The 23,451-nt window shown below is 59.6% G+C and carries 26 protein-coding genes and 1 tRNA gene; 17 read left to right on the forward strand and 10 right to left on the reverse strand.

Features of this window, described 5'->3' with window-relative positions:
* Positions 1 to 103: 103 nt before the first annotated feature.
* The 5 genes from secF to queA all read right to left on the reverse strand — a co-directional run bounded on the left by secF (position 104) and on the right by queA (position 5,507).
* Entirely contained in the window at positions 104 to 1,012 is a 909-nt protein-coding gene (secF, locus tag F3J44_RS20810) for a protein translocase subunit SecF (protein ID WP_167060720.1), read from the reverse strand.
* A gap of 10 nt (positions 1,013 to 1,022) precedes the next feature.
* A complete protein-coding gene (secD, locus tag F3J44_RS20815) occupies positions 1,023 to 2,885 on the reverse strand; it encodes a protein translocase subunit SecD (RefSeq protein ID WP_167060723.1) in 1,863 nt (620 codons plus the stop codon).
* A gap of 64 nt (positions 2,886 to 2,949) precedes the next feature.
* Entirely contained in the window at positions 2,950 to 3,285 is a 336-nt protein-coding gene (yajC, locus tag F3J44_RS20820) for a preprotein translocase subunit YajC (protein ID WP_056795769.1), read from the reverse strand.
* A 42-nt stretch (positions 3,286 to 3,327) separates the two neighbouring features.
* The gene (tgt, locus tag F3J44_RS20825) at positions 3,328 to 4,443 is read right to left on the reverse strand and encodes a tRNA guanosine(34) transglycosylase Tgt (RefSeq protein ID WP_205300035.1); all 1,116 of its coding nucleotides are present in this window, start codon (positions 4,441 to 4,443) and stop codon (positions 3,328 to 3,330) included.
* A gap of 14 nt (positions 4,444 to 4,457) precedes the next feature.
* A complete protein-coding gene (gene queA / locus F3J44_RS20830; protein ID WP_167060728.1) occupies positions 4,458 to 5,507 on the reverse strand; it encodes a tRNA preQ1(34) S-adenosylmethionine ribosyltransferase-isomerase QueA in 1,050 nt (349 codons plus the stop codon).
* Between the two features lie 108 nt (positions 5,508 to 5,615).
* Between queA and F3J44_RS20835 the strand changes: the two genes are divergently transcribed.
* The 16 genes from F3J44_RS20835 (at position 5,616) to F3J44_RS20910 (ending at position 15,904) form a co-directional block, all read left to right on the forward strand.
* Positions 5,616 to 5,700, forward strand: a tRNA-Leu gene (locus F3J44_RS20835).
* A 207-nt stretch (positions 5,701 to 5,907) separates the two neighbouring features.
* Positions 5,908 to 7,128, forward strand: coding sequence for an integrase arm-type DNA-binding domain-containing protein (locus tag F3J44_RS30400; RefSeq protein ID WP_167275522.1), 1,221 nt, complete (start codon positions 5,908 to 5,910; stop codon positions 7,126 to 7,128).
* A complete protein-coding gene (locus F3J44_RS20845) occupies positions 7,115 to 7,969 on the forward strand; it encodes a hypothetical protein (protein WP_167275525.1) in 855 nt (284 codons plus the stop codon). The genes F3J44_RS30400 and F3J44_RS20845 overlap by 14 nt, the downstream gene beginning before the upstream one ends.
* A 113-nt stretch (positions 7,970 to 8,082) precedes the next feature.
* Positions 8,083 to 8,307: an AlpA family transcriptional regulator gene (locus tag F3J44_RS20850; RefSeq protein ID WP_205300021.1), complete on the forward strand. Its 225-nt coding sequence runs from the start codon at positions 8,083 to 8,085 to the stop codon at positions 8,305 to 8,307.
* Between the two features lie 386 nt (positions 8,308 to 8,693).
* Positions 8,694 to 8,852, forward strand: a complete 159-nt coding sequence (locus F3J44_RS20855; protein WP_167275527.1) for a hypothetical protein — start codon at positions 8,694 to 8,696, stop codon at positions 8,850 to 8,852.
* A complete protein-coding gene (locus F3J44_RS20860) occupies positions 8,849 to 9,118 on the forward strand; it encodes a hypothetical protein (RefSeq protein WP_167275530.1) in 270 nt (89 codons plus the stop codon). Before F3J44_RS20855 ends, F3J44_RS20860 begins: the two co-directional genes overlap by 4 nt.
* The gene (locus F3J44_RS20865) at positions 9,115 to 9,411 is read left to right on the forward strand and encodes a hypothetical protein (RefSeq protein WP_167275532.1); all 297 of its coding nucleotides are present in this window, start codon (positions 9,115 to 9,117) and stop codon (positions 9,409 to 9,411) included. The genes F3J44_RS20860 and F3J44_RS20865 overlap by 4 nt, the downstream gene beginning before the upstream one ends.
* Before the next feature lie 2 nt (positions 9,412 to 9,413).
* Positions 9,414 to 9,821, forward strand: coding sequence for a virulence-associated protein E (locus tag F3J44_RS20870; protein ID WP_167275535.1), 408 nt, complete (start codon positions 9,414 to 9,416; stop codon positions 9,819 to 9,821).
* On the forward strand, positions 9,818 to 11,089 hold the full coding sequence (locus F3J44_RS20875) for an AAA family ATPase (RefSeq protein ID WP_167275538.1): 1,272 nt from the start codon (positions 9,818 to 9,820) through the stop codon (positions 11,087 to 11,089). The genes F3J44_RS20870 and F3J44_RS20875 overlap by 4 nt, the downstream gene beginning before the upstream one ends.
* Complete coding sequence (locus tag F3J44_RS20880) at positions 11,089 to 11,382, forward strand: hypothetical protein (protein ID WP_047594653.1); 294 nt, start codon at positions 11,089 to 11,091, stop codon at positions 11,380 to 11,382. The genes F3J44_RS20875 and F3J44_RS20880 overlap by 1 nt, the downstream gene beginning before the upstream one ends.
* A 250-nt stretch (positions 11,383 to 11,632) precedes the next feature.
* Entirely contained in the window at positions 11,633 to 12,922 is a 1,290-nt protein-coding gene (locus F3J44_RS20885) for a tyrosine-type recombinase/integrase (RefSeq protein ID WP_167275540.1), read from the forward strand.
* 3 nt (positions 12,923 to 12,925) lie between these two features.
* Positions 12,926 to 13,156 (forward strand): hypothetical protein, encoded by a 231-nt coding sequence (locus F3J44_RS20890; RefSeq protein ID WP_205300022.1) that lies wholly within the window; start codon positions 12,926 to 12,928, stop codon positions 13,154 to 13,156.
* Between the two features lie 81 nt (positions 13,157 to 13,237).
* Entirely contained in the window at positions 13,238 to 14,374 is a 1,137-nt protein-coding gene (locus F3J44_RS20895; RefSeq protein WP_167275543.1) for a phage major capsid protein, read from the forward strand.
* Positions 14,375 to 14,504: 130 nt separating this feature from the next.
* The gene (locus tag F3J44_RS20900) at positions 14,505 to 14,702 is read left to right on the forward strand and encodes a hypothetical protein (RefSeq protein ID WP_167275544.1); all 198 of its coding nucleotides are present in this window, start codon (positions 14,505 to 14,507) and stop codon (positions 14,700 to 14,702) included.
* Positions 14,703 to 14,957: 255 nt separating this feature from the next.
* Positions 14,958 to 15,317, forward strand: a complete 360-nt coding sequence (locus tag F3J44_RS20905; RefSeq protein ID WP_167275547.1) for a hypothetical protein — start codon at positions 14,958 to 14,960, stop codon at positions 15,315 to 15,317.
* Complete coding sequence (locus tag F3J44_RS20910; RefSeq protein ID WP_167275549.1) at positions 15,317 to 15,904, forward strand: tail assembly protein; 588 nt, start codon at positions 15,317 to 15,319, stop codon at positions 15,902 to 15,904. Before F3J44_RS20905 ends, F3J44_RS20910 begins: the two co-directional genes overlap by 1 nt.
* Before the next feature lie 69 nt (positions 15,905 to 15,973).
* Here the strand turns inward: F3J44_RS20910 and F3J44_RS20915 are convergent, their stop codons facing one another.
* Entirely contained in the window at positions 15,974 to 16,624 is a 651-nt protein-coding gene (locus F3J44_RS20915; protein ID WP_167275552.1) for a hypothetical protein, read from the reverse strand.
* On the reverse strand, positions 16,621 to 17,523 hold the full coding sequence (locus F3J44_RS20920; RefSeq protein ID WP_167275554.1) for a hypothetical protein: 903 nt from the start codon (positions 17,521 to 17,523) through the stop codon (positions 16,621 to 16,623). The genes F3J44_RS20915 and F3J44_RS20920 overlap by 4 nt, the downstream gene beginning before the upstream one ends.
* Before the next feature lie 409 nt (positions 17,524 to 17,932).
* On the opposite strand from F3J44_RS20920, the gene F3J44_RS20925 reads away from it, so the two are divergent.
* Positions 17,933 to 18,601 carry a DUF6680 family protein gene (locus F3J44_RS20925; RefSeq protein WP_167275557.1) on the forward strand — a complete coding sequence of 223 codons (669 nt, stop codon included), beginning with the start codon at positions 17,933 to 17,935 and terminating at the stop codon, positions 18,599 to 18,601.
* Between the two features lie 269 nt (positions 18,602 to 18,870).
* Here F3J44_RS20925 and F3J44_RS20930 read toward each other — a convergent pair whose 3' ends face one another.
* The 3 genes from F3J44_RS20930 to F3J44_RS20940 all read right to left on the reverse strand — a co-directional run bounded on the left by F3J44_RS20930 (position 18,871) and on the right by F3J44_RS20940 (position 22,875).
* A complete protein-coding gene (locus F3J44_RS20930; RefSeq protein ID WP_167275560.1) occupies positions 18,871 to 21,306 on the reverse strand; it encodes a TonB-dependent siderophore receptor in 2,436 nt (811 codons plus the stop codon).
* Positions 21,307 to 21,423: 117 nt separating this feature from the next.
* A complete protein-coding gene (locus F3J44_RS20935) occupies positions 21,424 to 22,362 on the reverse strand; it encodes a FecR domain-containing protein (RefSeq protein ID WP_167275563.1) in 939 nt (312 codons plus the stop codon).
* A gap of 3 nt (positions 22,363 to 22,365) precedes the next feature.
* Positions 22,366 to 22,875, reverse strand: a complete 510-nt coding sequence (locus F3J44_RS20940) for a sigma-70 family RNA polymerase sigma factor (RefSeq protein ID WP_167275565.1) — start codon at positions 22,873 to 22,875, stop codon at positions 22,366 to 22,368.
* Positions 22,876 to 23,451 lie beyond the last annotated feature (576 nt).

Below are 23,451 nucleotides of genomic sequence, written 5' to 3' on the forward strand. Positions count from 1 at the left end.
ACCCGCAGGGGTTACCCTGCTTTCTCCCAGCCTTGGAGCCAAAAAAAAGGCGCGAGTTCAACACTCGCGCCTTTCGGGTCGCCCAACGGCGTAGGAAAAACCCTTATGGACGGTCGTCCACACCCTCGGCTTTCGCCGGCGGAATCAGGTCTTCACTGCTCAGGTTCAGCCAGATCAGCACCACGTTGGCGATGTAGATCGACGAGTAGGTACCCGCCATTACACCGATGAACAGCGCCAGGGAGAAGCCGAACAGGTTGTCGCCACCGAAAATCAGCAGCGCGGCAATCGCCAGCAAGGTCGACACCGACGTGGCGATGGTGCGCAGCAGGGTCTGGGTGGTCGAGACGTTGATGTTCTCGATCAACGAGGCCTTGCGCATCACCCGGAAGTTCTCACGCACCCGGTCGAACACGACGATGGTGTCGTTCAGCGAGTAGCCGATGATCGCCAACACCGCCGCCAGCACCGTCAGGTCGAAGGTGATCTGGAAGAACGACAGGATACCCAGGGTCACCACCACGTCGTGGATCAGCGAGACGATCGCACCCACGGCGAACTTCCACTGGAAGCGGAAGGCCAGGTAGATGAGGATGCCGCCCAGGGCCAGGAGCATGCCGAGGCCGCCCTGGTCGCGCAGCTCTTCACCCACCTGCGGGCCAACGAACTCGACGCGCTTGAGGGTGGCCGGGTTGTCGCCGCCGGCCTTCTGCAAGGCCGCGCCTACCTTGGCGCCCAGTTGCGGGTCATCGCCGGGCATGCGCACCAGCAGGTCGGTGGTGGCGCCGAAGCTCTGCACCACGGCTTCGTGGAAGCCGGAGTCGACCAGCTCGGCACGCACCGCCTTGAGGTCGGCCGGGCGTTCGTAGGTCAGCTCGATCAGCGTACCGCCGGTGAAGTCCAGGCCGAAGTTCAGGCCCTTGTGCCACCAGCTGAACAACGCCAGCACGGTGAGGAGCACGGTAATGGCGAACGCGACATTGCGCACGCCCATGAAGTTGATGGTTTTCATCGCAACTCCCTCAAACCCACAGCTTCTTGATGTCACGCCCGCCGCAGGTCAGGTTGACCATTGCGCGGGTCACCATGACGGCGGTGAACATCGAGGTGAAAATCCCGAGGGACATGGTGACCGCAAAGCCCTTGACCGGGCCGGTACCCATGGCGAACAGGATGCCGCCGACCAGCAGGCTGGTCAGGTTGGCGTCGATGATCGCGGTGTAGGCGCGGTTGAAGCCTTCGTGGATCGCACGCTGCACCGACATGCCAGCCGCCAGCTCCTCACGAATACGCGAGAAGATCAGCACGTTGGCGTCCACCGCCATACCCATGGTCAGCACGATACCGGCAATACCCGGCAGGGTCAGGGTAGCGCCCAGCAGCGACATCAGCGCCAGCAGCAGCACCATGTTGCCCGCCAGGGCGATGGTGGCGATCACGCCGAAGCCGCGGTAGATGGCGATGATGAACAGCGAGACGAACAGCATGCCCCACAGCGACGCATCGATACCCTTGGTGATGTTGTCGGCACCCAGGCTTGGGCCAATGGTACGTTCTTCGGCGAAGTACATTGGCGCGGCCAGACCACCGGCACGCAGCAGCAGCGCAAGCTCCGACGACTCACCCTGGCCATTGAGGCCGGTGATGCGGAACTGGCTGCCCAGCGGCGACTGGATGGTCGCCAGGCTGATGATCTTCTTCTCTTCCTGGAAGCTCTGCACGGCCACGTCTTTCTCGACGCCGTCGACAGTCTGCTTGACGTAGCGGGTAACCGGCTTCTGCTCGATGAAGATCACCGCCATGCTGCGGCCAACGTTGCTGCGCGTAGCGCGGCTCATCAGCTCGCCGCCATGGCCATCCAGGCGGATGTTCACCTGCGGGCGGCCGTGCTCGTCGAAGCTGGCCTGGGCGTCGGTTACCTGGTCACCGGTGATGATCAAGCCGCGCTCGACCTGGGCGGAACGGTTGCCCTCACGGAACTCGAAGGTTTCAGTGGTGGCCTTGGACGCACCCGGCTCGGCGCCGAAGCGGAACTCCAGGTTGGCGGTCTTGCCGAGAATACGCTTGGCCTCGGCGGTGTCCTGCACGCCTGGCAGCTCGACCACGATGCGGTTGGCGCCCTGGCGCTGCACCAGCGGCTCAGCCACGCCCAGCTCGTTCACACGGTTGCGAACGGTGGTGAGGTTCTGCTTGATCGAGTATTCGCGGATCTCGGCGACTTTCGCCTGGGTCAGCGCCAGGCGCAGCACGGCAAGCTCGTTGCGCTCGGTGGTGGTCAGGTCGAAGTCATTGAAATTCTTGCGGATCAGGGCACGTGCCTGTTCGCGGGTGGCATCGTCAGCGAAGCCCAGCATTACCCCGCCATCCTGCTGCGGCAGGCTGCGGTAGCGGATGCGCTCTTTGCGCAGCAAGGTCTTGACCTCGCCTTCGTAGACTTTCATGCGGGCGCTCATGGCCTTGTCCATGTCCACTTCCAGCAGGAAGTGCACGCCACCGGACAGGTCCAGGCCCAGCTTCATCGGGCTTGCACCCAGGTTCCGCAGCCATTGCGGGGTCGTCTGGGCCAGGTTCAGGGCCACGACGTAATCATCGCCCAGTGCCTTGCGCACGACATCCTTGGCTGGCAGTTGATCTTCCTGGTTGGTCAGGCGGATCAGGCCACTGCCCTTCTCACCCAGGCTCGCGCCTTTGACGGTGATACCGGCATCGACCAGCGCCTTGCTGACGCGATCGAGGTCGGCCTGCTTGACCTGCAGCGCCGAGCTGGCACCGCTGATCTGCACCGCCGGATCATCCGGGTAGAGGTTGGGAGCGGAATAAATGAAACCGATCGCCAGTACCACCAGGATCAGTGCGTATTTCCACAGAGGGTATTTGTTCAGCATCACGCCGCCCGTTCAAGACGCGGGGCGCTTTGCGCGCCCCGACTGGAAAAATGAAACCGGTAACTCAGATAGCCTTGAGCGTACCTTTTGGCAGGGTCGCCGCGATGGCGCCCTTCTGGAACTTCAGTTCGACGGTGTCGGACACTTCCAGAACCACGAAGTCATCGGAAACCTTGACGATCTTGCCGGCGATGCCGCCGTTGGTGACAACTTCGTCACCTTTTTGCAAGTTGCCCAGCAGGTTCTTCTGCTCTTTGGCGCGCTTGGCCTGTGGGCGCCAGATCATCAGGTAGAAGATGACCAGGAAACCGACCAGGAAAATCCACTCGAAGCCGGTACCGGCTGGGCCGGCGGCGGGTGCAGCTGCGTCCGCGTATGCGGCGGGGATCAAGAAGCTCATTGGGCACTCCTAATGTAATTTTCTAATAATGTATGCGAACAGTCAGGCCAACGGCGGCACAGGAAGCCCGCGTTTGGCATAGAAGGCGTCGACAAAGGCGGCCAATTTACCCTGTTGAATAGCCTCGCGTAAACCGGCCATCAAGCGCTGGTAATGGCGCAAGTTGTGGATGGTATTCAGCATGCTGCTCAGCATTTCGCCGCACTTGTCCAGGTGGTGCAGGTAAGCGCGGGAGAAGTTGGTGCAGGTGTAGCAATCACAGGTCGGATCCAGCGGCGAATCATCGTGACGATGGAACGCGTTGCGGATCTTGATCACCCCTGTATCGACGAACAGGTGGCCGTTGCGCGCGTTGCGCGTGGGCATCACACAGTCGAACATGTCGACGCCGCGGCGCACACCCTCAACCAGATCTTCCGGTTTGCCTACCCCCATAAGGTAACGAGGTTTGTCAGCCGGCATCTGGTCAGGCAGGTAGTCGAGCACCTTGATCATCTCGTGCTTGGGCTCGCCCACCGACAGGCCGCCGATGGCCAGTCCATCGAAGCCGATGTTTTCCAGGCCTTCCAGCGAACGCATGCGCAGGTCCTGGTACATGCCACCCTGAACGATGCCGAACAGCGCAGCGGTGTTGTCGGCGTGGGCGTTCTTCGAGCGCTGGGCCCAGCGCAGCGACAGCTCCATGGAGGTGCGCGCCACGTCGTGCTCGGCCGGGTACGGGGTGCACTCGTCGAAAATCATGACCACGTCCGAGCCCAGGTCACGCTGAACCTGCATGGACTCCTCAGGGCCCATGAACACCTTGGAGCCGTCGACTGGCGATGCGAAGGTCACCCCTTCCTCCTTGATCTTGCGCATGGCGCCCAGGCTGAACACCTGGAAACCACCGGAATCGGTGAGGATAGGGCCTTTCCATTGCATGAAATCGTGCAGGCCGTTGTGTTTCTTGATGACTTCGGTGCCTGGGCGCAGCCACAGGTGGAAGGTGTTGCCCAGGATCATCTCGGCGCCGATGGCCTCGATGTCGCGCGGCAGCATGCCCTTGACCGTGCCATAGGTGCCCACCGGCATGAAGGCCGGGGTTTCCACGGTGCCACGCGGGAAGGTGATGCGGCCGCGACGGGCCTTGCCGTCGGTGGCCAGCAGTTCGAACGACATTCGACAGGTGCGACTCATGCTTGATCCTCTGGGCCGCGTGGCGCCGGATTGCGGGTGATGAACATGGCATCACCGTAACTGAAGAAGCGGTAACCGTTGTCGACCGCCGCCGCGTAGGCAGCCATGGTCTCGGGGTAACCGGCGAAGGCCGAAACCAGCATCAGCAGCGTGGACTCCGGCAGGTGGAAGTTGGTGACCAGGCAATCGACCACATGGAACGGCCGGCCTGGGTAGATGAAGATGTCGGTGTCGCCGCTGAAGGCCTTGAGCACGCCGTCGCGCGCCGCGCTTTCCAGCGAGCGCACGCTGGTGGTGCCCACCGCGATCACCCGGCCGCCACGGGCGCGGCAGGCCTCGATGGCGTCGACCACCTCCTGGCTCACTTCGAGCCATTCCTTGTGCATGTGGTGGTCTTCGATCTTGTCGACCCGCACCGGCTGGAAGGTGCCAGCACCCACGTGCAGGGTAACGAAGGCGCGCTCGACGCCCTTGGCGGCGATTTTTTCCAGCAGCGCCTCGTCGAAGTGCAGGCCTGCGGTGGGCGCGGCCACGGCGCCGGCACGCTCGGCGTAAACGGTCTGATAGCGCTCGCGGTCGGCGCCTTCGTCCGGGCGGTCGATATACGGCGGCAGCGGCATGTGGCCGACGCGGTCGAGCAGCGGCAGCACCTCTTCGCTGAAACGCAGTTCGAACAGCGTATCGTGGCGGGCGACCATCTCGGCCTCGCCACCGCCGTCGACAAGGATCACTGCGCCGACTTTCGGCGCTTTGCTGGCACGCACATGGGCCAGCACGCGGTGGCTGTCGAGCACGCGCTCGACCAGCACTTCCAGCTTGCCGCCGGAGGCTTTCTGGCCGAACAGGCGCGCCGGAATCACCCGGGTGTTGTTGAACACCATCAGGTCACCGGGGCGCAGGTAGTCGAGCAGATCCGGGAATTGCTTGTGCGCCAGCGCCCCGCTCGGCCCATCGAGGACCAGCAGACGGCTGCCATGGCGCTCGGCCAGTGGGTGGCGGGCGATCAGGGAATCGGGGAGTTCGAAGGAAAAATCGGCGACGCGCATGATGATGTTCGGGTTCGACAGGGCCGGGAAGTTTAGCCCAATGTGTGAAAATTGACCATGAAAGCCGATTGACCGGCTTGGGCGACCTCTCTATACTGCGCGCCACAAGCCCTGATGGCGGAATTGGTAGACGCGGCGGATTCAAAATCCGTTTTCGAAAGGAGTGGGAGTTCGAGTCTCCCTCGGGGCACCATCACATAGTTCCAAGCGGTCCCTACCAGACCCGGAACACCAGAGAAACCGGCCACTGAGCCGGTTTTTTTGTGTCCATCGTTCCCAGTGATTCCCTTGTAAGCCCCAAAGTATGTGAGTAGATTTGTGAGTAGGACGAGTTCGGTCCAGAATCCTACTCACACACCGACCGCAATCCAGCGCGGTTCGGCACTGCAAGGGAATAGCCGTGGCGCTCACAGATACCGCCATCCGCACCGCCAAACCCCGCGACAAGCTCTATCGCCTCGCTGACGCCCAGGGCCTTTGCCTTGAAGTGACGACCGCTGGCGGGAAGCTCTGGCGCCTTCGCTACCGTTTCGAGGGCAAGGCCAAGATGCTGGGCTTGGGCGCCTACCCCGCCGTCACACTTGCCCAAGCCCGCGAGCGCCGGGATGCTGCGCGAAAGTTGCTGGCACAGGACATAGACCCAAGCGCACATAAACAGCAGGAAAAGGCCGCTGCCGCCGCCCAGGTGCTGACGCTCGAAGTGCTAGCGCGGGAATGGTACGACTACAACCACCCACGATGGGCGCCAGCCACCGCATCGAAAGCGCTGCAGTATCTGGAGTCGGACATATTCCCGGTGATTGGCAAACGGCCCGCTGCCGAGGTGCAACGTCCTGAGCTGGTTGACCTGGTGCGCAACATCGAGCGGCGCGAGGCATTCAACGTCGCCCGCAAGGTTCGCCAGTGGCTGAGCCAGATATTCCGTTTCGGCTTGGCCAAGGGCGTGGTACCCGGCAACCCCGCCACCGATCTGGACGTGGTAGCCGCGCACGCCCCGCGCACTCGCCACCATCCGCACGTATCAGAAGGCGAACTGCCAGATCTGCTGGAGAAACTGGACGCGGCCCAGTGTGATATCACCAGCAAGATCGCCATTCGCCTGCTAATGCTGACAGCAGTGCGACCCGGTGAGCTGCGGCTGGCGCCCTGGGACGAGTTCGACCTGGAGTCAGCTACCTGGACGATCCCTGCAGCACGGATGAAGGCACGGCGCCCTCACATCGTCCCGCTCCCACGCCAGGCCGTGGTTCTGCTGCGTGCCCTGCATGAACTGACCGGCTCCTATCCCCTCGCCTTTCCTGGGCGCAACAACCGGGCCAGACCAATGAGCGAGAACACGGTGAACAAGGCGCTTTCCTCAATGGGTTACGAGGGGCGCCAGACTGGCCACGGTTTCCGCCATCTGCTGAGCACCAGCCTGAACACCCGAGGCTACAACCGGGACTGGATCGAGCGGCAACTGGCCCATGGCGATCAAGACTCGATCCGCGACACTTATAACCATGCGCACTACCTGGAGCAACGCCGGGTCATGATGCAGGCATGGGCCGATGAGATAGATGCGCTCTGCGCAGGCGCAGATGTGACCGCGATAAGGAGGTCTACGCATGATAAGCCTTGAAACAGCAAGTGACCGCTACCGAAAAATCGACAGCTTTGCCGAACTGGCCCAGCTTAAAAATCAGATACTGGAACTCAAAGATTTCGGTGTCCTCCAGCTGTCCCTCAGGCGAGCTGCTGAGCTTATGTCATTGGAGGTCTTTACCAGTGGCGACCTCGACGTAGAGGCCGATCCACAGGAATGGATCGACATTTATGACGAATCTCTGCTCGCCGCTTTAAAACCCAGCACCGACGAATACCTCGAAATTCTAAAGAATGGAGTAGATATTGGAAGGCTTCCGACCACTCTTATCAAGCGAGATCTAGATGAGAGTATTGACGAAGATAAAACATTCGTCGACTTAACCGACTTCGAGGTTTGGTTAAACGAGCGAGACTTCCCCCCTGGTGATATCTTCCAAGATTATTTCGACAAAGAGCTAAGCATCAGCGTAAAAATCTCTGAAGAGATTATCTGGCTAAGGTCAAAAGCGTATAGAGATAGCGGAAAGTCTGCATACTCGAAAGTGAACATAACGCCTCTATCGGACAATTGTACAATTGAAGAAATTCGGTCTGCATATCAAGCCCTTCAGTTAGAAAATGAACGACTGAGCCTAGCACTATCCACATCCACTAACGCTGCACCCTCAAGAAACGAGGCACCGGCATCTCCTAAGCATAGGAAAACCCTGCTCATATTGATCGCCGCGTTGTGTGAGGAGGCAAAAATCAATCCACAAGCAAGAGGTGCCGCGCAACGCATCGAGAAACTCACCGAGAAACTGGGCGCTCGTGTGGATGACGAGACCATCCGCAGAGTTCTAGGTGCTTTGGTGGACGCCTTGGACAGTCAATAGGGCCAGAAAAAACCTAAGTAGGAATTACGAAAACCTACTTAGGACTCACTCAAATCATTTTCCGCCAGCATTGCCATCGTCGATTACCGAAACCGCCCAAGGAGGCGCAGACGATGGCTATCCCTACCAACATCACCCCATCCGCTCGCCGCTTCATCAAGCGCCAGGACGTTGAGTCGATCACCGGCCTGTCCTGCACCGAGATTTACCGCCGTATCGCCGCTGGCGCTTTCCCCAAACAAGTCACGCTCGGCCCGAAGTGCGTCGTGTGGATCGAGGCAGAGATTTACGCCTGGTGTGATGAGCAGATCGCAGCCAGCCGTGGCGAGGTGGCGTGATGACCTACCCGGCCTCCACTGATTCCCTTTCTCCTTACTCGTGCCCAAATTTCTCACTCGTGCCCACGCACAGGGATGGGCACGAGTGGAAAAAATGGGCACGAGTAGGACTTGCACCCATTCGGCGCTCGCTGTATCGTGCATCTGTCGCTGCAAATTCAGCGACCGGGTTTGGCGACCCGATTACTGTTAGGCGCACAAGCGCCCCCTTGATGATTGCAGGCGCTTTTTTTGTGCCCGCACATCCTGTTTATGGCGGCTGTGCGCGGGAGACCTTCGGGTCTGCCGGGTGCCTAACGTCCCGGTTCGCCAACCTGCGCACAGCTGCCACCCTAAATCGTTTGGCGACGATCCGTGGCAGTTCCTCAACGTTAGGAGCTGAACCGATGAACACCCTCATTCCGTCCAAAATCCGTGCTCTTGCTCACCGCAAGATGGCCCTCAGCGCCCTTCGCGCAAACTCGTCCCTGTCCATCCGCTTGAAGCGCTACAACCACCACATGGATCAAGCCCGCGCCCTGGAAGCCCAAGGAGGTGCGCAATGATCCGTGGTCCGAAGCGAACAATGCTGGAGCCGGCCGTTCTCGCCGATTTCGAATGCCACCACCAAAACCAGGCCAGGGAGGCGTTCAAAAAGCTCGAATGTATCCTTACGGCGATGATTATCCCGGCTCTTGGTCAGCAGCATCCGATCTCGAAAGACCTTTACGCGCAGCTCGATAACGTCAAACTCGGCTCGCAGAACTTTTGCTGGCGGCACCGGTACATCGGCTATAGCTACAGCGCGACCGACGTTGGGGGTGTGCAATGAGCTACTGGAACGATCTCCTGCCACGCCACGAAGCGCTGAAGAACATGACTCCCGGTCAGCTGAAAGCGACAGAGCAGGCAACTGAAAGCTGTGTTTCCGTACTCGCGCATGGGATATCCGGCATTGGCCACCTGCTGGCTTGTACAGCATCGAACGACGACACCGGCCTGAACCCTGGGGCAGTAACTGATATAGGCTGGCTTCTCGAAAGCCTAGGCAGTCTCGTTGCTAACTTGTCTGACACAAGCGCTGCAGCAACTCTCCATTTGTCCGAAGTCAAACCCGGAGCATAACCATGAACATCGAAAACGGTGCACATGCGCCGATGGGATCGGCTTGCCTGGATAAAGTGCTTAACCGATTAGAAAAAGTTAAGTCTGCTGGCGCCGACAAGTGGAAAGCCTGCTGCCCCGCACACAATGACAAGCACCCCAGTTTGGCAATTAGCGAAACTTCGGACGGTGTCGTCTTGCTCAAATGCTGGGCGGGCTGCACAACAAAAGAGATTGTCTCGGCAATTGGTCTGGATTTGCGAGACTTGTTTCCCGGCGATAACCAACCGCGGCGCGGGCCAAGTAAGGCGGCAATTGAACATGAGCGCATGGTTTATCGACTCGGCCACCCTCTCCAGCGACAAGGGAAGTTGGAGGGTGACGACCTGGCGCGCTTCAACCTCGCCAAGCTGCGCCTGGGGGTCAAATGACTACAGATCGCTTTGCACAAGAATGGACCGAGCCTCTTAGCCCCATCAATCGTGAAAACGTAACGCCCCTATGGCGCGTCAATGCGGTTAAGGCGTCGACAATCAAGGCCGTTCCCATCCGCTGGCTGTGGCCTGGCTGGTTGGCCAAAGGAAAACTGCACATCCTCGCCGGCGCTGGCGGCACAGGGAAAACCACGCTGCTGATCGGCCTGATCGCCACCATCACCACTGGGGGGCGCTGGCCGGATGGCAGCCGCTGCACCGAGCCGGGCAATGCACTCATCTGGTCGAGCGAGGATGATCCAGCCGATACGCTGATCCCCCGCTTGACCGCTGCTGGCGCTGACATGAGCCGGGTCTACATCATCCAGGGGCTCACGAACGCAAGGGGCGACGCCGATCCATTCGACCCAGCCAACGACATTGTCCGTTTGCGTGAAACGGCCAGCGAGATTGGCGGCGTATCGCTTCTGATGCTCGACCCCATCGTCAGCGCAGTGAAGGGTGACATGCATAAGGCCAATGACGTGCGCCGGGCGCTGCAAGGCGTGGTGGACTTCGCCGAGCAGAACCTTTGCGCCGTGGTGGGAATTTCCCACTTCGCCAAGGGTGGCGCTGGCTCGACGCCTGCTGATCGAGTTATTGGCTCGCAAGCGTTCTCGGCGCTGGCGCGCACGGTACTGGTGGCTGCCAAGCAGGAGGACTCCGACCAACGCGTGCTGGCGCGAGCGAAGTCGAACATCGGCGCTGACGAGGGAGGCGTCTCCTACACCATCGAGCCATGCGACATCGGAGATGGGATCGAAGCCACTCGCGTGGTGTGGGGCGCAGCCATCGAAGGTAGTGCCCGGGAGATCCTCGGAGAAGCGGAGGCATCCTGTGATGAGGAGGCACAAGACCTGGATGATCCCAGCGACTGCCTATATCGGATCTTAAAGGACAACCCGCTCGAAAGTAATGAAGCAAAAACCCTGATGAGGCGCAATGGCTACACCGAGAAGCAGATTCGCCGAGCGAGGGAAAAGCTGTCTGTTGTCACCGCTAGAACCGGCAACAAAAAGGATGTGAAGTCGTTCTGGTCATTGCCTCAAGCGGGTGGCTCATTCGCGCCCTTTCAACCACTCGTGCCCTCAGAATCCTACTCGTGCCCATCCTCTAGCGTGGGCACGAGCAAGGAAAATGGGCACGAGTGCGAGAATCAGCAGGAAGATCCGCTTCCGGGTGTCGCGTCGCTTCCATCGCCGGATGATGACGCGGAGGACCTGTAATGGCCGCGCTCGACTACCTGCTGGAGCGAGGATTTTCCGCCAAGAAGCAAGGTATGCGGGTACGGATCTCCCCCGCCTCGAAGCTGACCGACGATGTGCGGAAATACGTCAAAGCTAACCGGTTGGCGCTGCTGGCCGAACTGGCTGCGAACGACGGCCTGGAGCGCCGCTGCAACTGGACGGTGCTGGTGCCAGGGTGCCGGCCGTTCACCATGATCAGCGAGCCGATCACCCGCGACGAGGCCCTGGCTGACGTTCGTGTGCGCTGGCCAGGTGCGGAGGTGGGGCCGTGACGAGGCTCAGTGGGTACCTAGACGAGCAATCGGCGAGCGCTCGCCGAGGTGGGCGGGAATTCCCGCTTTGGCAAAACGTGGGATTTTCCCACCTTATCGAATGGCCCGACCACGTTCGCCACTGTGTAGGAAACGCCACGGTGTGTTGCTTTCTACACAGTGGCGCCCTGATCCGAACCGGCTCATTTGGTCCGACTCGGATCATCTGGCTTCTTTCCAAGAAACGACACCCTCACATCGAGGAGCATGCATGACGACCAAACACGTCACCCTCAGTGACACGGAGATTCGCAAGCAGGCCGGCCAGCCGGTGCGCCAGTTGCGCGACCTGCGTTACCCCGAACTGCGCTTCCGCTATTCCACCGTCGACCGTACCCGGGGCGCCTGGCACGTTGTTGTCAGGGGGAAGTGGGGCAAGGCCGGCGACTTTCCCAGCCTGACCACCAAGGCCATGCTCACAGCGCTGCCGGCCATCCTGGGGCGCCGCGCCGCAGACGCCGAGGCCACCTCGCTGACCAGTACCTGGAGCCGTACCGGTGAGCTGCTGGACTGGTACCTGGATCGCATGCTGCGTGATCGCAACCTGTCGGCCAAGCGCAAGGCCGGGGCAAAGTCGGCCATCACCTGCCACCTGGCGCCACGGCTGCATGACCTGCCGCTGGCCGAGGTGAGCAAAGCCACGCTCGATCAACGCCTGATGTGGCCACTGCAGGAGCACTACGCCCTGTCGTTCGTGCGCCTGGTGTTCAATGTGCTGGCGGTGGCCATGCGCAAGGCGCACCGGCTCGGGATGATCGAGCAGAACCCCATGGGCTCGCTGCGCTTCGGGGATTTCGTCGGAGTGCGGATCAAGCCGAAGTCATCACGGCTGCGGGAGCGAGACTTGCCCGATCTGCTGGCCAAGCTGGCGACCTGGCGCGAGGCGCGGCCTGGTGACGCCCTGCTGGCGCTGATGATGCTGTGCCACGGCACCCGCCTGGGTGAGACGCGCAGCGCACTGTGGCGCAACGTCGATCTGCAGGCCGGCCAGTGGTTCATCCCCGCCGACGACACCAAGACCAAGCAGAACCACACCTTGCCGCTGACCCGCCAGGCCTGTGCACTGCTGAGCCGCTATCAGGCCCAGCAAGCCGCCCAGGGCTACCAAGGTGCCTACCTGTTTCCGGCCAGCCGGCGCGGGCCACTGGGCGCCACCGCAGCCAGCCAGGTGTTTGCCGACCTGAGCTGCCGCCAGTGGACCAGCCACGACGTGCGCAAGGTTGCCCGCACCTGCTGGATGGACCTGGGCGTGGATTACCTGGTAGGCGAGATGTTGGTGAACCACGCCCTGCGCAACATGGACGCGACCTACATCCACACCACTGCCGAAGCCCTCAAGCGCCAAGCCCTGGAACGCTGGCACGACCACTTAGACGGGCTTGGGTTGAGCACGCTCACGGGCGAGACATGCCCGAGATACGCATTTTCACAGAATCCGCCACAGGCCACGGATAACGCGGCCACTAGCGAAATCCCGGATGCATCACAGAGGAGCATGTAAATCATGGTGGACGTTGAACAGGACGTTACCCAGCGGCTGGCCCAGGCCGGCATTACGCCATTGATTGGAGGTCTTGTGCCCGAGCCGGCCACGGCAGACCTGCTGGGATATGCCCCCAGCTACCTGCGCCGCCTGGCCGCCGAGGGTCGCTCACCGCTGCCATTCGTGCGCCGGGGCAATCGGCGGTTCTACAAAATAGCCGACATAGTGCGCTTTGCGACGGATACCGACTAAGGACGCCGAAGTTAACCGCTGACCGGGGTGTGCGTGCGCGCATAGGGTAGACGGCATCAATTCGACACACCGGAGAACCCTATGACAGACCCGTACAAAGAAGACATGACCAAGCTGGAACAGTCCATCAAGGGCGTCGGCGCGCAGATCATGGAGAAACATACTGAGTTCAGCGCCCGCCTCCTTGAGGTGGAGCAGAAGATGGTGAATGTCAGCGCCCTCCGAGGCGTCAACGACGACTCAGCCGACTCCAACGCTGTGACTACTCAAGTAGTGGCCGCTGAAGGCGTCACTGGCTTTCGGGGTGGGGCGAAATCCACTGGCCAGATCAACTGCAAAGTCGGTGTCCGCGCTGCGATCACCAACCCCAACAAGGGTGTCACTGGCTCAACCAGCTACCCAACTGCCCCGCAGCGCGATGGCGCCGGCATTCGTGGCATCCCGCAGCCGCGACTGAGCTTGCTGGATGTGCTGCCGATCGTACCGGTGACCAGCGCTACCTACGAGTTCGTTCGCCTGGACGGCTACATCAACGGCGCGGCCTACCAGAAGGAAGAGGGCGAGGAGAAGGCCGAAGGGTCGATGCCCACCAAGATGGAGCGGGCTGAGATCGCCACCATCGCTACCTGGATTCCGGCGAGCCTCCAGGTGCTGCAGGACAATGACCAGCTTGAGGGGCAGATCAACACGCTGATGAGCGTGGGGGTTCGCCAGAAGTTAGAAACCGAGCTCATCAACGGCGACGGTGGACCAGGTGAAATCCTCGGGTTCAAGAAGCAGGCAACCGCTGCTGGCATCACCACCGGCAAGCCAGCTGACCGCATCGGCGCAGCCCTCACTGACCTCAAGGCCGAAGGCTGGAACCCGAACGTCATCGTGATGAACCCGCGTGACTGGTTCGCCATCGAGAGCGAGCGCGCCGAGGATGGCGACGGCCAGTATGTGATTGGTACTCCACGCGATCCAGCGCCGCCCAGCCTGTGGGGCACCCCTGTTGTCGTCACCAACGGTATGCCGCAGGGCGAGGCGTTGATCCTCGATACCAGCGTGGCCGCGTTGCTGGACCGTCAGGAAGTGACCGTGGAGGCCAGCCGCCACGACGGCGACAACTTCCGCCGCAACATGGTGACCATCTTGGCAGAGCTGCGCGCCGGCCTGGCGGTGTTCGCTCCTACCGCCACCCGCCTGGTGACGCTGACCGGTGCGCCGACTCCGTAAGCGCAAGCGTGGGTTAGCTGTGAGTGCCACGTAACCCATAACCGCAGCAGCCAGAGCCCTTCTTTCCTTTGTTGGGTGATCCGGCACTGGCCCGCACTCGCGGGCCTTTTCATTCATACCGGAGAAGACCATGAGCCATACCCATCTACCCAAGCCAATTCAACGAGCCCTCAACCAGATCGCCCACAGCCGCGCCCTGCTGCGCCAGATGGAGGAGCGTGAGCGGTTGAGCAAAGAGGTCGATCGACTGTTGGCCAGCGGCCTGAGCGCAGCAGAAGCGCTGGAGCAGATCCGGTCGGCGCCGCCGTACAAAGCGCCGGACTACTGAGGGGGCGGGTCGAAAGTCTGGAAGGTTCGCTGACCTAGACCGCCTCCGACCCCACGCACAGATTTTTTCCCCCTTTAACAAAAAATGTTAATCCAACGTCAACAGCATGCCAAATGTGCATGGGGCTGAAAGGCACAGAAATAGGGGCATAGAAGCCGAAGGCGCCCACTGGCAGACGTTAACAGGGTTAACACCATTAACACCGAAAAGTTAACGCTTTAACCCCCACAAGTTAACGTCTGGAGACGCCCAGTGATGACTCTTCAACCAGCCCCACCCACCTTTCAAGAGCGTTTCGCCCGAGCTTGCGACGTTGCCGCCTTCACCCTGGACAAAGGCGGTCCCTGCTATCTGCTTTGGGAAGTCGACCACATCCAGTCCGGCCAGAGAGTGAAACTCGATGGTGTGTTCTTCACAGAGGAGGAAGCGCGAATTTCCGCCGACCTGCTCCGTGGCACGTTGCGCGGCGCCCGCGCTTCCGTGGCGAGCTATGCACCCAATTGGAACCCTGATCCGGCCCGAGAGGCCTCGATCCGTATCGAGGCGCTGCAATGCCGGGAAATGCTTGCCCGACGCTTGGGCATTCATCTGCCGATGCCACAGGAGGCAGTGTGATGGCTGCAACCGCGATTGATTACGCGCCGAGAACCAAGATCCGGCTGTATGGCTTCCTGGGGCAGAAGTACGGAAAACACCACAACTTCTTGCTGGGGCGCCGTGACTCTAAAGAAGCCATTAGGGCGCTGGATGTTAACAACCCAGGTTTCGCTCGGGATTTGGCTGATGCAGAGAGCCGAGGAATTCGTTTCGCGGTATTCAAAAACGGCAAGAACATTGGCGCCGGTGAGCTTGACCTGGGCGGTGCGAAAGAGCTTTGGTTCGTGCCGGTAGTGACTGGCAGCAAACGTGCTGGTCTGCTGCAGACGATCGTTGGAATCGCGTTGCTCATTGCTGGACCGTTCACCGGAGGCGCCACCTACGACCCAGGTATCGCGCTGTTCGCTGGCGGTGTGATTCAGATGCTAAGCCCTCAAGCTACCGGGCTGACCCAAAGCGGATCACCTGAAAACATGCCGAGTTACGCCTTTGGGAGTGCCAAGAACACTACGGCCAGCGGCCTACCCGTACCGATCTGCATCGGCCATCGCCGCTGGGGCGGGGCGATTATCTCGGCCTCAATCGTGGCGCAGGACAAGGCTTGATGTGAGCCGAAGTCACTTGTAAACAACCCGTATCTGGGTGTACGGGGTGTCCTCAGTTTTGAGGACCCCCTACTGATCGTCTTCCATTAACTTAATGACGCGTTTAACTATCATTAGTAATGTCAAAACAAGGTTGGATGTAAAAAATACCGCTACCGCAAATAGCAAGTTCTGATAGTTAATAGATTCAACTATTGTCTTTAATGTCCAGACTTCCTCTTGTGGTGGTGCGGTCACTTGCGACGGGAGTAGGGAGGCGATGATGCATACTACCGCCGCAATGACGGACATAACTATCGAGAAAGAAATATTGACGGTTACCTCTCCAAGTACGCTTTTGTGAGTGTCGTATCGAACGACGAGCGGATCTACAGCTAGAGTCTGCTCTTTAAGCTCCGCTAGATTTTTAGCTGGCTTAATTTTTCCCGCATTTCTCTCTTTTAGGCGCTCAAGCCTTTCAATTACTCGTTTGTTCTGATCGTAGACAAGAACCAGCAGGTTCAACAGCAGGCCAGCGAAGATCGCGCAAACTGACGTTAGTAAGCTGATGGCTCCGGACTTGTCAGCTATTTTGGAATAGCTAACCAGTACGGCTATGGCGATCGGAAGTCCGATGAAAACCAGGATATCCGGTATCGAGAGTTTTCCTGAGTCTGAATTCCGAAATGCAATACCAAAATGTTTTCGGACTATGAAAAGAATGTTTATCTTGCTGCTCATTTAGAAACCTGCTTTATGAACTCATTAATCAGGTCCTGCGCGTAGGTGTGAAGGCTGGTCACCTCAGGCGTGCCGTCGTTCATCGTAACGTTCGTTTCATCAATTTCGATCGCGGAAATGGGTTCGCTGTTTCTAAGAGAAAGGACCTTCTTTCGGCCCCCAGACTCTACTACGGCCTTGATGTCGCTGGCGAAGCTGGACATTATTTCAACAACTGATTGATCGTCATCTGGTTGTTTTGTTTGCAAGCTAATCATACTTGCGAAATTTCTACCGCGCTGTGGTTTTAGAACTAGCTCAGCTCGCTCGACACCAATCTTGTTTGCAATGTCCGCACTTTTATCGGTGAGTGCGTAGCGACCTAGTCTAATTTCTTTAACCTCAGAATTTTCAAGCCAGGTTTTGACTGACTTTTCATGAGCCAAAGGTGGCATTTGGAAATTTAGGCCTACTGAGTTTTTAAAGTAGGCAGAAAACTCTTTATAAAAGAAAGTTTTAACCCCGCGACCGCCAGCAGTATGTAGCAATGCAATTCCGGTCTTGCTTTTTTCTGGGATGCAGAAATTAAAATAGAGCGGTGTTACATCGCTATCGTCATGAGCCTTGTCGTATGTCTTACGCTTGCTCTTTCTGTTAACAATAGTGCCCGCCAATCCATACTCGCCGTACTCGATCCACCCGTAGACATGTCGTCCCTTCTTAGTTACTTGAGTGACCTGGTAAGTTTTCTTGGCTTCGCTATCGTCATGCATTTCGGATTTTAAGGTATCTAGAAATGCTTTAACGAAGTCCAGCATGTCATGTGTACGAATACTGCTCAAATCGTGATATTGCTCGCCGCGGGGCGCCGCGATCAACTTATCATGGACTTTGAGGGTGTAAGCGGAGAACGAGTGCATATGAATCCTTTCTTTGTATTCTGACAGCTAGTGTATTTATGTGATGGCACACGGACATTAGCTCAGCTGGCAAAGGAAGGCTAGAGGCTGACATGCCTGTCAGATGGTCGGCCCGTGCCCTATCGCGGGGAAGGACAGGAGATTCATCTGACGAGCGAAAAAGCAGAAATGGGGAACGAACGGGGAAAATTACGTAGCGGAAACGAAAAAGGCTTACGATTTCTGTCGTAAGCCTCTGAATTTATTGGTGGGCCCACACGGACTCGAACCGTGGACCAAAGGATTATGAGGCTTCCAAAAATTGGTTCCTCCCCTCCCCTTTCACCTCTCCCACTGGCAAGCAGTACGAGCAGCGACGAGGCGCGCTAGAGGTGGCAAAATGCCCTTTCAATACCAGGGAGACTAGAAAATGGAACCAGCTTTTTGGATAGGTGTGGGAACCGTGTTTGCCGCCCTTGTAGGCCCAATTCTCGCGGTTCAGACCCAAAAGTACTTGGAGCGCAGGCAGAGCCAGCGCGACCAGAAGATGCGTATATTTTCAATCCTCATGTCCACCAGAGCGACTCGTCTATCGCCCATGCATGTGGAGGCTCTCAACATGATTGATCTAGCTTTTGCGGGAGGAGCCCGAAGCCGAAGCTCAACTGAAACTGAGGTCCTTGAAGCGTGGAGAGATCACCTCGATCACCTAAATTCGACATTCAACGAGCACACACTCGGACGCTGGAGCGAGAAGCAGGACGAGAATTTGACCGCCTTGTTGGGAGCAATGGCAGCAGACCTGGGCTTACGTTATGACCGGATCTTGCTCCGCAATGGGGCATACATTCCGAAGGGTCTTGCTGATATGGAAAGCGAACAGCACCAGCTTAGACAGCTCGCACTGAAGGTACTGTCGGGAGATCAACCAGTAAGCATGAGAGTTACGGAGTTTCCATCGGATCCTGATTTTGCTCAGTCACAAGTCAACTTGCAGGAGGGCTTAGCTCGCGTGCTGTCGGGCCAAACGACGGTTGGTGTCCATTTAGAAAAAGCACCTAAGCGCCCCGACACCGACGCAAGCGCTTCAAGGGAGTGAAACCATAGCTCTAAATGTGAGTAGGAATGTGAGTAGGAAATTTATCAAAACTACAATATCTCTGATTTTACTGGTCAAATTACTGTGATTCGAGTCTCCCTCGGGCACCATCTGCTGTACATAGACGTCCAACGACGGCTAAGAAACACCCCTAAAGCCCGCTAACTGCGGGCTTTTTGGTTTCTGGGATTCCGTCCCCGCCTCTTGCCCGTCAATCGCTCCGCGAGTACCTGCCGAGACGAGCGCTCGCCTCAGCAGGCCAGGAGGCTTTACCAGGAATATTTCACACTGGTCAGCAACGTACGCCGCATGCCCGGGTAGCACTCGTAGGAGTCGTCACAGGTGGCGACGTACTTTGTGTCCAGCAGGTTCTGCGCGTTCACCGAGAGGGTCACGTTGTTGTTCAGCGGGTAGCTGGCACCGGCATCGAACAGCGTGTAGTTGTCGATGTGGTAGGTGTTGGCGTTGTCGCCGTACAGCACGCCGGTGTAACGCACGCCGGCACCCAGGCTCAGGCCGTTGAGCGGGCTGTCGTGGAAGGTGTAGTTGAGCCAGGCCGAGGCCATGTGCTTGGGCACGTTGGCCGGACGCTTGCCCTCGTCGCCGTTGTTGCTCTTGGTGATTTCGGCGTGGGTGTAGGTGTAGGTGTACGAGGCCAGCAGGTCCCAGTTCTGGTCCAGACGCGCCTTGATTTCCGCCTCGATACCCCGCGACTGCTGCTCACCAGAGGCCACCGAGAAGCCCGTCGTCACGCCGTTCACGATCTCGTTCGTGGTGACATTGGTCTTGGTCAGGTCGTAGGCCGCCAGGGTCATCAGGATCGCGTCGCTCGGCTGGTACTTCACGCCGACTTCCCATTGATGGGCCTTGCTCGGCTCGAAGGCGCTGCCGCTGCGGTCGGTGCCGGTGTTGGGGTTGAACGACTCGGCGTAGCTGACGTAAGGCGCCAGGCCAAAGTCGGTCAGATAAGTCAGGCCCAACCTGCCGGTGAAGGCGTTGTCCTTTTGATTGGTCGACGCGCCGACGTGATTGTCGAGATCGTTGCGCACGTAGTCATAACGGCCGCCCGCCGTGAGAATCCAGTGATCGTCAAACTTGATCTGGTCCTGCAGATAACCACCCACCTGCTGGATGGTCTGGTTGTAGTCGATCGAACTCAGGCTGTTGGCCGCCGAAGGGCGCGCGATGCTCATGCCGTACTGCGGGTTGTAGATGTTCAGCGTCGGCGCCCGGGTGCGCCAGCGGGTGACGTCGGCATCCTGCCAGGTGTAGTCGACGCCCATCAGCAGCTTGTGGGTCAGCGGCCCGGTGCTGAAGTCGGCCTGCAACTGGTTGTCCAGGTTGAAGGTGTCCATGTGCTGATCGAAGCGGTCGGCGATGCGGGTGACATTGCCGGTGTCGAGGTTGACGGCGGCTGGCAAAAGATTCTGGAAAATCAGGTCGACCTGGCCGTAGCGTGCGTTCTGGCGAAACTCCCACGTGTCGTTGAAGCGGTGGCGGAACTCGTAGCCCAGGGTGTACTGGTCCTGATCGAAATGGTTGAAGCTGTGGTCGCCCATCAGGATGTTGGTGGTGTGGCCACTCGGCGTGCTGTAGGCAAACAGCGAGCCGCCGTTGTGGTCACGCAAGAAGTCCGTGAGGATCGTCAGGCTGGTGTCTTCGTCCGGCGACCAGGTCAGTGACGGCGCGATGTACAGGCGGTTGTCCTGCAGCTCGTGGCCGTCTGCATAGTCCACTTGGGTGTCGGCATCGCGAGCCAAACCCACCACGCGATACAGCAGGCTCTGGTCGTCGCTCAACGCGCCGCCCACATCGAACTGCCCCTGCAGACGGTTGTGGTTCCCGCCACTCAATTGCACTTCATTGACGTGATCGGCCTCAGGCTTTTTACTGACCCGGTTGACGATGCCGCCCGCATCACCCTGGCCGAACAGGGTCGACGAAGGGCCACGCACCACGTCAATTCGATCGAACGCGTAAGGCTCGCTGCGGAAGAACGCGTAGCTGTTGTTCTGCTGACGCAGGCCGTTGAGGTAGTCGCTGCTGGCCTGGCCGTTGAAGCCGCGCAGGTACAGCCAGTCGAAGCCTTTGGGGTCCAGGCCGTAGGCCTCGACCTTCACGCCTGGCACGTAGCGCAGCGCATCGGTCACGGTCTGCGCGCCCTGGGCCTGCATCTGCTGGCGGGTAATCACGGAAATCGACTGGGGCGTCTCGATGATCGGCGTGTCGGTCTTGCTGCCCGAGCTGCTGCGGGTGGCGACGTAGCCCTCGGCAGGCCCCGCCGCCGACTCGACGGTTTTCCCCGACACATTGGTCGGGCTCAGCTGCACTGCAGCGTCTGCCAGCGGCACCAGCGAGTAGCTACCGTTGCCCAGCAACACCGCTTGCAGCTTGCTGCCGGCCAGCAACTGACGCAGGCCTGCGTCTACCGCATAACGGCCATGCAGGCCTGGCGAGCGCTGGCCTTGTGCAGCCTGTGGGTCGTAGGAAATGTTCACCCCCGACACCGCAGAAAACTGCTCCAGCGCCGCGCCCACCGAACCTGCAGGAATGTCGAAGCGCATGTCGGCAGCAGCCTGGGCCCAGGCAGATGGCGCGAGGGTCAGCGCCACCACGGGCGCGCCCAGCGCGATGCTCATGACCCCATGGCGCACTGCGCGCCTCAAGCTGTCAGGTCTGTTGATGGTTGGCTTGCGTGCAGACATACGTTTTCCCTTCGCCCCTTGGCAGTCAGTGATGGCGTCAAATCGCGCCTCTGTTACCAAGTCGCACGAGAATTCAAATCGACAACACCCAGGCCAAAAATATTTTCCGATGCCCCCTCACACGGGCTCCACGCGGGTCCAGTACGGGGTGAAATGGCGAATGCGTACCGGCAAGGTCGAAGACAGGTTGTCCAGCAAGGCATCGATATCGGCCAAGTGGAAGGCGCCGGAAATACGCAGGTTCGCCACCGCCTGCGCACAGCCGAGATAGCCTGGCCGGTAGCGCTGCAACTCGCCGATCATGTCCTGAAGGCGCCAGTCGTCGACCACCAGCATGCCGCGGGTCCAGGCATCGACCTGCTGATTGGCCGGTTGCACCGCACCCACTTCGCGCTGGCCAAACAGCACCTGGTGCCCCGCGTCCACCCGCACCGCCGACAGCTGGTTCGCCGGGCGCACTTCGACCGCATGTTGCAGCACGCAGACCCTCGTCTGCTCATCGCCACTGCACACCACAAAACGCGTGCCCAGCGCCCGAATGCTACCCTGCGGCGTGTGCACGACAAAGGGCCGCGCCTGCGCATCGCGCGCGGTTTCCACGAGAATTTCCCCACGCAGCAACTGCAGTTCGCGAAGCGTTGGGCTGTAGCGAATGTTCACCGCCGTGGCCGTGTTCAAGTGCAACTGGCTGCCATCGTCCAGCTGCAAGCGCCGGTGTTCGCCCTTGGCGGTGTGCGCATCGGCCATCAGCGATGGCAGTGGCGTCATGCGCCACGACACCGCGCCGGTTCCACCTGCCGCCACCAGCACCGAGAGCACCTTCAGCACCTCGCGCCGCTTGACCCGCGCGCTGCGCAACATCGGTCGCGCAAGGCCAGGGTCGACCCGCTCGAAGCGCTCCTGCAAACGCGCAAGCCGGTCCCATGCCTGACGATGGCAAGGGTCGGCATTCAGCCAACGCCGGTGGGCCTCGTGAGTGGACTCGTCCGACTCATCGCAGCGCAACTCCACGTACCAGCGCGCCGCCGCCTCAAGGGTCGCGTGATCCAGCGCCATGCCCTACGCCTCGGCCGCCAGCAAACAATGGGTCAGCGCCCGCACAGCGTGCTTCTTGACCGTATTGACCGAGACATTCAACTGCCTACCGATCTCCACGTAACTCAAGCCATCGAGCTGCGCCAACAGAAAAATCTCTCGCGTGCGTGCCCCGAGCCCGTCGAGCATACGGTCGATTTCCAGCAGCGTTTCAATGATCAGAAGACGCGCTTCTGGCGAAACGTCCAGCGCCTCGGGCCGCGCTGCCAACGTCTCCAGATAGGCCTGCTCCAAGGCCCGGCGCCGAAACCTGTCGATCATCAGGCTGCGCGCCACGCTGCTCAGATACGCCCGCGGCTCCCGCAATTCCGGTGCCTTGCGCTGCAGCAACACGCGAATGAACGTGTCCTGCGCCAGATCCTGCGCATGATCAAAACACCCCAACCGCTTGCGCAGCCAGGCGCACAACCAGGGGTGGTGTTCGGCGTACAGGGACTGAACGGCCTGATGCTGCAAGGGGTCAACGGAGGGCATTGCTCAATACCTGAGACGGTGGCATATGAAAATGAATCTCACTTTCATAACAATACGGAAATTTGTTAAGCCAGGGAAGAATGCTGGCCTTGTAACCTGCCCTCATTTCGTCGCCGAAGGGGCGGCGGAGGTTCACCGTGACATCGTCTGCGCCTATGAGATCGAGCGCCGCCCGCGCGGCGCATCGCGAGCTGCGCTCGCTCCTACGTCTATTTCGGGCCAGTTATTCCTGTGAGGCTTGCGCGCGACGGCTTTGGCGCATGACGCGATATTGCGTCGCACCAACAAGACGGTCGCGCGACTGGCACAGGCGTTACTGGCCCGAAACAAACGTAGGAGCGAGCGCAGCTCGCGATGCGCCGCGCGGGCGGCGCTCGATCTCATAGGCGCTGAATATTTCATGGCGAACACATCCGAACACTGCACTAACCCCAGGTATGGATCCTCCACAATGGGTCCAGGCTGTGTGAAAACGCCAGTAAGTACGTCGAGTAGCGAAAGAAGCTGGGACCCCCTGTAAATTCAGCAGATCTAAGTGCAGATCTACCTCAGTCGGGCACCAGGCGCGACCTGTGC

The organism is Pantoea sp. Tr-811 (assembly GCF_011752535.1).
Classification (GTDB): Bacteria; Pseudomonadota; Gammaproteobacteria; order Pseudomonadales; family Pseudomonadaceae; genus Aquipseudomonas.

Coding starts and splice junctions, on each gene's coding strand:
- F3J44_RS20865 (WP_167275532.1), top strand. CDS start 9,115: ATGAGCTACTGGAACGATCTCCTGCCACGCCACGAAGCGCTGAAGAAC.
- F3J44_RS20940 (WP_167275565.1), bottom strand. CDS start 22,875: ATGCCCTCCGTTGACCCCTTGCAGCATCAGGCCGTTCAGTCCCTGTAC.
- F3J44_RS20855 (WP_167275527.1), top strand. CDS start 8,694: ATGAACACCCTCATTCCGTCCAAAATCCGTGCTCTTGCTCACCGCAAG.
- F3J44_RS20850 (WP_205300021.1), top strand. CDS start 8,083: ATGGCTATCCCTACCAACATCACCCCATCCGCTCGCCGCTTCATCAAG.
- F3J44_RS20880 (WP_047594653.1), top strand. CDS start 11,089: ATGGCCGCGCTCGACTACCTGCTGGAGCGAGGATTTTCCGCCAAGAAG.
- F3J44_RS20895 (WP_167275543.1), top strand. CDS start 13,238: ATGACAGACCCGTACAAAGAAGACATGACCAAGCTGGAACAGTCCATC.
- F3J44_RS20915 (WP_167275552.1), bottom strand. CDS start 16,624: ATGAGCAGCAAGATAAACATTCTTTTCATAGTCCGAAAACATTTTGGT.
- secF (WP_167060720.1), bottom strand. CDS start 1,012: ATGAAAACCATCAACTTCATGGGCGTGCGCAATGTCGCGTTCGCCATT.
- F3J44_RS20845 (WP_167275525.1), top strand. CDS start 7,115: ATGATAAGCCTTGAAACAGCAAGTGACCGCTACCGAAAAATCGACAGC.
- secD (WP_167060723.1), bottom strand. CDS start 2,885: ATGCTGAACAAATACCCTCTGTGGAAATACGCACTGATCCTGGTGGTA.
- F3J44_RS20870 (WP_167275535.1), top strand. CDS start 9,414: ATGAACATCGAAAACGGTGCACATGCGCCGATGGGATCGGCTTGCCTG.
- F3J44_RS20875 (WP_167275538.1), top strand. CDS start 9,818: ATGACTACAGATCGCTTTGCACAAGAATGGACCGAGCCTCTTAGCCCC.
- F3J44_RS20890 (WP_205300022.1), top strand. CDS start 12,926: ATGGTGGACGTTGAACAGGACGTTACCCAGCGGCTGGCCCAGGCCGGC.
- F3J44_RS20930 (WP_167275560.1), bottom strand. CDS start 21,306: ATGTCTGCACGCAAGCCAACCATCAACAGACCTGACAGCTTGAGGCGC.
- F3J44_RS20885 (WP_167275540.1), top strand. CDS start 11,633: ATGACGACCAAACACGTCACCCTCAGTGACACGGAGATTCGCAAGCAG.
- F3J44_RS20935 (WP_167275563.1), bottom strand. CDS start 22,362: ATGGCGCTGGATCACGCGACCCTTGAGGCGGCGGCGCGCTGGTACGTG.
- F3J44_RS20905 (WP_167275547.1), top strand. CDS start 14,958: ATGACTCTTCAACCAGCCCCACCCACCTTTCAAGAGCGTTTCGCCCGA.
- F3J44_RS20900 (WP_167275544.1), top strand. CDS start 14,505: ATGAGCCATACCCATCTACCCAAGCCAATTCAACGAGCCCTCAACCAG.
- F3J44_RS20860 (WP_167275530.1), top strand. CDS start 8,849: ATGATCCGTGGTCCGAAGCGAACAATGCTGGAGCCGGCCGTTCTCGCC.
- queA (WP_167060728.1), bottom strand. CDS start 5,507: ATGCGCGTCGCCGATTTTTCCTTCGAACTCCCCGATTCCCTGATCGCC.
- F3J44_RS20910 (WP_167275549.1), top strand. CDS start 15,317: ATGGCTGCAACCGCGATTGATTACGCGCCGAGAACCAAGATCCGGCTG.
- tgt (WP_205300035.1), bottom strand. CDS start 4,443: ATGTCGTTCGAACTGCTGGCCACCGACGGCAAGGCCCGTCGCGGCCGC.
- F3J44_RS20920 (WP_167275554.1), bottom strand. CDS start 17,523: ATGCACTCGTTCTCCGCTTACACCCTCAAAGTCCATGATAAGTTGATC.
- yajC (WP_056795769.1), bottom strand. CDS start 3,285: ATGAGCTTCTTGATCCCCGCCGCATACGCGGACGCAGCTGCACCCGCC.
- F3J44_RS20925 (WP_167275557.1), top strand. CDS start 17,933: ATGGAACCAGCTTTTTGGATAGGTGTGGGAACCGTGTTTGCCGCCCTT.